Genomic DNA, 5,387 nt, shown 5'->3' with positions numbered 1-5,387 from the left:
CGGCATTGGCGGCCGGCTGCCCGGTGGTGTTCAAGGCCCACAGCGGTCACATGGCCACGGCCGAGCAGGTGGCCGACGCGATCATTCGCGCCGCCGGGAAAACCGGGATGCCGGCAGGTGTGTTCAACATGATCTACGGCGCTGGCGTCGGCGAAGCGCTGGTCAAGCATCCGGCGATTCAGGCCGTAGGTTTCACCGGTTCGCTCAAGGGCGGTCGAGCCTTGTGCGATATGGCTGCGGCACGTGCGCAACCGATTCCGGTGTTCGCCGAGATGTCGAGCATCAACCCGGTGATCGTGTTGCCCGAGGCGTTACAGGTGCGGGCCGACACCGTCGCGCGAGACCTGACGGCTTCGGTGGTTCAGGGCTGCGGCCAGTTCTGCACCAATCCCGGACTGGTGATTGGCATTCGCTCGCCGCAGTTCAGCGCCTTTGTGCAGCAAGTGGCCGGGTTGATGGGGGATCAGCCGGCGCAAACCATGCTCAACGCCGGAACCCTGAGTAGCTATGGCCGGGGCTTGCAAAAATTGCTCGCTCATCCGGGCATCGAGCACCTCGCCGGCAGTCCGCAGCAGGGCAATCAGGCCCAGCCACAGCTGTTCAAGGCGAATGTCAGCCTGCTGCTCGACGGCGATGAAGTGTTGCAAGAGGAAGTGTTCGGTCCGACCACGGTGGTGGTTGAAGTGGCCGATCCTGCGCAACTGACGGCCGCCTTGAACGGCCTGCACGGTCAGTTGACCGCCACCGTCATTGGCGAGCCGGAAGACTTCGAACAGTTCGCCGGGCTGACGGCGTTGCTGGAACAGAAGGTCGGACGAATCCTGCTCAATGGCTATCCGACGGGCGTGGAAGTCTGCGATTCGATGGTGCATGGCGGACCGTACCCGGCAACATCCGATGCGCGCGGTACGTCGGTGGGCACCCTGGCCATCGATCGCTTCCTGCGCCCGGTGTGCTTCCAGAACTACCCGGACAGCTTGCTGCCGGATGCGCTGAAAAACGGCAATCCGCTGCGTATCCAGCGTCTGGTGGATGGGCAACCATCGCGCGAGGCGCTTTAACGGCTGACCACAATCCCTGTGGGAGCGAGCTTGCTCGCGATAGCGGCAGTCCAGTCGATGTAAGTGTTGACTGATGTTCCGCCATCGTCGGAACGCCGCCCGGAGCAAGCTCGCTCCCACAGGGAATGCGGTGCATGAGCTATCATTGCGTTTTTCTCATTCAAAGACTGATTGCCATGACTTCCCCAACCGACACCTTGCTCAATGCCCTCGAACACTGCGGAATGGTGGAGATCGACGGGCTGCATGCCTTCGAATTCGCCCTCGACGAGTTCGATAACCTGCACATTGAATGCATGGATGGCCGTGCGGCCAAACACTGGGAGTTCACCCCGGTGCAGATCCAGACCGCGACCTTCGACACCTCGCTGCAAAGCTGGTTGATCACCGGTAACTCGGGTGAACACCGTTTGGTGTGCCTGGGCGATGTYGTCAGCGGTGACAACGAAGATGACGACCAAGGCGATGCGTAACCTCTGGCCTCTGTTGATGGCTGGCAGCATCGGCGCCATGGGCGTCCAGGTCGCATCCGCCGATGACTATCAGCTGCTGGTGGGCTCCTACACCGCCGGTCAAAGTCAGGGCATCTACCGCCTGGCGTTCGACAGCAGCACCGGGCAGATCGATGCCAGCCCCCTGCAAGTGATCAAGAGCGAAAACCCGTCGTGGCTGACCCTGTCGAAGGACCAGCGACACCTGTTCGTGGTCAACGAGAATGGCCCGGGTCAGACCGATCCGGTCGGGCGCGTCAGCAGTTACGCGATTGATCCCAAGAGCCATGCGCTGATCCTGATCAGCCAGGTGCAAAGCCTGGGCAACGAGCCGACCCATTCCAGTCTCAGCACCGATGGCAGCCATTTGTTCGTCAGCAATTACTCGGTGGCCGAAGACCCGGGCGGCACCCTCGCGACATTGCCGGTGGCGGCCGATGGCAAGCTCAAACCGGTGGTGCAGATGAGCAGCCACCCGGCGAGCCGGGTCAATCCCGAGCGCCAGGCCTCGGCCCACRTGCATTCTGCGATCCCGTCGCCGGACGGTAAATACGTGTTCGCCAATGATCTGGGGGCGGATAAGGTGTTTACCTACCGCTTCGACCCCAAGGCCAACCCGCAACTGCCGTTGACCCCGGCCACCCCGGCATTCGTGCAGCTGCCGCCGGGCAGCGGGCCGCGCCACCTGCTGTTCAGCGCCGATGGCAAACACGCCTGGCTGACCATGGAAATGAGCGCGCAAGTGGCGGTGTTCGATTACCACGACGGCCGACTCGAACAGACGCAGATGGTTGATCTGGCTGCCGGGCAACCCGTCTCGGACAAGGCTGCGGCGGCGTTGCACGCCTCGGCTGACGGCAAGTTCCTCTACGTCAGCAACCGTGGCACGGCCAATCAACTGCTGGTGTTTGCCATCGATCCGGCCACCGGCCACCTCAAGGAGCTGCAACGGCGGGCGGTGGAGGGCGATCATCCGCGGGAATTCAGCCTCGATCCGAGTGGCAAATTCCTGTTGATCGCCAATCAGAAGAGCAACCAGATTGTCGTCGTCGAACGCGATGCCAGGACTGGTCTGCTGGGCAAGACCGTGCAAAAACTGCCGATGGACGCTCCGAGCGACCTCAGGTTTCTGCTGCGTCAATAAGCCGCAGGCCCCGGTTGATGGGGCCTGCCTGCTTTTATCAATGACGCTGATATCTGGTACTGCTACAAAGCATTTCAAGGCACGAACCCTCGAGGGTTWAGTTTGCTTCACGGCCCAAYCGGGCAAGCAAGCCAACTGAATCCGAGGAATACCGCCATGAACTTCAACATCTTCTCTGTCATTGCCGCTTCCGCCATTTCTGCCACCGTTGCGTTGCCAGCCAGTGCCAACGTTGAAATCAGCGACAAAAAAGCCCACACCCAGAGCTACACCCAAAAGTATCTGCAACAGAGCGCCAACTTCTACGCCGCGCTGGATCACAAGACCCAGGCCTGAGCGTTCAACCCTGCCTTTATGCAGGAGCGAAGTCACTGATGATCGAAGACCCTGATGTTGAAACGCAGGTGTTGAAAACGATCAGAGTGATGTCGCTCCTGCATAACGCATTTGCGACAGTATCATTTTGACATCAATGTTGCGCTTGATATCACATTGCCATGCGTTTAAATTGACGCTGATTTTTTGACTCTTCCTCACGGCAAGGATCGGCAGCATGGTGACGCGTCTGGCATTGGTTCTTCTTTTTCTCTATTCCACCCCCATTCTGTCGGCAGTCGACCCTGTTCCGAGTGAACCGGATGCTGCCCGCGAGCGCTTGATGAGTTTTATTGAAGACTGAAATAGTTTGGCTTAATGATCAATGAAGCTGATGGTCACTATGGATAACCCTGAGTGGTTACCCGAGCTTTTTTGATCGATTCTGTGGGCATTGAAACATGCCTGCGGAGAACATCATGGCCAGCGCAATTCTCACTTCTGCCAAATACGGCGCCTATGTGGCGATCGGTCTTTACCTTGCCATGGTGCTGCTGGTCAGCCTTTCGGCGCAGTCGCAATCCACCTTCGAAGCACCGATCCAGGTCGCTCATCCCGGCATCCAGTTTGAACACCGTGCGCAAAACGCGGGCGTTGATCAGGCTGAACTCGCGGGAGTCGTCGGCGCATGAAAGGGCACAGACTCTGGGTCATCGCCTTCCTGGCGTTCATGACCAACGGATCCTCCCTGCTGGGGATCGGCCAGGGCTCGGCGGGCTCGGTGGCACGGGCCATCGAAGCCAACCACAACATTGCCCGCAGCATCGAAAACGCCAGTGCCCAGGGCATGCTGACCGGCAATCCGCCGATCAGGACAGAAGGGGTGGTTTTCGGGCCGTTCCAGGTGGATTGCTCGGCGCTCGGGATGTGTGAGGTGTTGGCCTGAAGCCCACTGTCGATGAAAGGCTTTGTGGCGAGGAGGCTTGCCCTAATGCCGATCAATTAACGCTTCGAACACCGCCCCCCTGTGGGAGCGAGCTTGCTCGCGATGACGATCGCACAGTCAACACATGCGTTACCTGACAGTCCGCTATCGTCGGAACGCCGCCCGGAGCAAGCTCGCTCCCACAGGTTTTGCTCCTTAACTGACTGGCATTAGGGCAAGCCCCCTCACCACAGTGTGCGGCGGCTTACTTGCGCATCACTCCGGTAAACAAATCCGACTCCAGAAACCGCTGCAACCAGTCCTGCAAGCGCCGATACGGCGTCTGCGCGAACCAGTCGCGGTCGACATGGGCGAACTGGCGCACGAAGGGCATCAACGCCACGTCGGCCAGGCTTGGATGATCGGCCAGCAAGTAATCGCGTCTTTCCAGCAATACCTCCAGCCTTTGCAGAAATACCTCGCCCTCGCCGCGATAAACCTCCATCGGCTGCTCGGGATAACGCTCGGCGTACTTGTAGCGATTCAAGTGCACCTTGAACACCTGATCGTTCTGTTCGATCAGCGAGGCGATTTGCGCCGCTGCCACAGGATCATCCTTGAGCAGCCAGTCCTGCGGATCGTTCTGCGCCAGGGCCCAGTGCATGATGTCGAGGCTTTCGTCGATCACCTGGCCATCGGTGCTCAGCACCGGCACCGTGCCTTTGCCCGACAGCGCGAGCATTTCGGCGGGCTTGGCCTTCAGGCTGACTTCGACGATGTCCACGGCCACACCCGAATAACGCAGGGCCATGCGTGCGCGCATGGCGTACGGGCAGCGGCRGAAGGAATACAGAATATTCATTTCACCTCCAGGGTGCTCAGGCCGTTGCCCTGGCGTTGGACCTGAATCTGCACCGGAATCCGTTCATGCATTTCCTGCACGTGGGAAATCACCGCGACCTTGCGGCCCTGGGCTTGCAGGCCGTCGAGGGCGTCCATGGCCAGTTGCAGGGATTCCGGATCGAGGCTGCCGAAGCCTTCGTCGATGAACAGCGATTCGATTTTCAGCGTACTCGACGCCATCGATGCCAGGCCAAGGGCCAGCGCCAGTGATACCAGGAAGGTCTCGCCACCGGACAGTGAATGCACCGAACGCAGTTCGTCGCCCATTTCGGTGTCCATCACCAGCAACCCGAGCATGCTGCCGCCGCGCTTGAGGCGATAGCGTCGCACCAGTTGGCGCAATTGCACGTTGGCGTGGTGCACCAGCAGGTCGAGGTTGTAGGCCTGGGCGATCTTGCGGAAGGTGTCGCCGGTGGCGGAGCCGATCAACGCATTCAGGCGCGCCCAGCGCTGGTATTCGCTGTAGGCGTCGGCAATCTGTTGTGCCAGGGCCTGATTGACGTTCTGCCGGCGCTGGTCCTCGGCCTGCTCGGCGCGCAGTTCGGCGC

Annotated in this window: 9 protein-coding genes; 7 read left to right on the top strand and 2 right to left on the bottom strand. The window is 60.2% G+C overall.

The annotated features are described in order from the left end of the window. The 7 genes from ACXRVY_RS16005 to ACXRVY_RS15975 all read left to right on the top strand — a co-directional run. Window positions 1-1,061, top strand: a 1,061-nt coding sequence (locus tag ACXRVY_RS16005) for an aldehyde dehydrogenase family protein (RefSeq protein WP_458237739.1), incomplete at its 5' end; no start/stop codon positions are given. A gap of 134 nt (window positions 1,062-1,195) precedes the next feature. Next, window positions 1,196-1,534, top strand: a complete 339-nt coding sequence (locus ACXRVY_RS16000) for a DUF5629 family protein (RefSeq protein ID WP_223463801.1) — start codon at window positions 1,196-1,198, stop codon at window positions 1,532-1,534. Beyond that, window positions 1,527-2,696, top strand: a complete 1,170-nt coding sequence (locus tag ACXRVY_RS15995; protein ID WP_458237738.1) for a lactonase family protein — start codon at window positions 1,527-1,529, stop codon at window positions 2,694-2,696. The genes ACXRVY_RS16000 and ACXRVY_RS15995 overlap by 8 nt, the downstream gene beginning before the upstream one ends. Before the next feature lie 156 nt (window positions 2,697-2,852). Further along, window positions 2,853-3,032, top strand: a complete 180-nt coding sequence (locus tag ACXRVY_RS15990; RefSeq protein WP_007979950.1) for a hypothetical protein — start codon at window positions 2,853-2,855, stop codon at window positions 3,030-3,032. Between the two features lie 217 nt (window positions 3,033-3,249). Beyond that, window positions 3,250-3,375 (top strand): hypothetical protein, encoded by a 126-nt coding sequence (locus tag ACXRVY_RS15985; protein WP_263289964.1) that lies wholly within the window; start codon window positions 3,250-3,252, stop codon window positions 3,373-3,375. Window positions 3,376-3,490: 115 nt separating this feature from the next. Then, complete coding sequence (locus ACXRVY_RS15980) at window positions 3,491-3,703, top strand: hypothetical protein (RefSeq protein ID WP_223463799.1); 213 nt, start codon at window positions 3,491-3,493, stop codon at window positions 3,701-3,703. Continuing rightward, a complete protein-coding gene (locus tag ACXRVY_RS15975) occupies window positions 3,700-3,957 on the top strand; it encodes a hypothetical protein (protein WP_223463798.1) in 258 nt (85 codons plus the stop codon). The genes ACXRVY_RS15980 and ACXRVY_RS15975 overlap by 4 nt, the downstream gene beginning before the upstream one ends. A gap of 244 nt (window positions 3,958-4,201) precedes the next feature. On the opposite strand, the gene ACXRVY_RS15970 is transcribed toward ACXRVY_RS15975, so the two are convergent. Both ACXRVY_RS15970 and ACXRVY_RS15965 read right to left on the bottom strand, forming a co-directional pair. After that, the gene (locus tag ACXRVY_RS15970; protein ID WP_458237737.1) at window positions 4,202-4,798 is read right to left on the bottom strand and encodes a glutathione S-transferase; all 597 of its coding nucleotides are present in this window, start codon (window positions 4,796-4,798) and stop codon (window positions 4,202-4,204) included. Beyond that, a partial coding sequence (locus ACXRVY_RS15965) for an SbcC/MukB-like Walker B domain-containing protein (protein WP_458237736.1) occupies window positions 4,795-5,387 on the bottom strand: 593 nt, incomplete at its 5' end. The genes ACXRVY_RS15970 and ACXRVY_RS15965, both read right to left, overlap by 4 nt.

The sequence above is a fragment of the Pseudomonas sp. P5_A2_2 genome (genome assembly GCF_054177685.1).
Note: the sequence above shows the minus strand (reverse complement) of the source record. Positions and strands in the feature narration are given on the sequence as shown.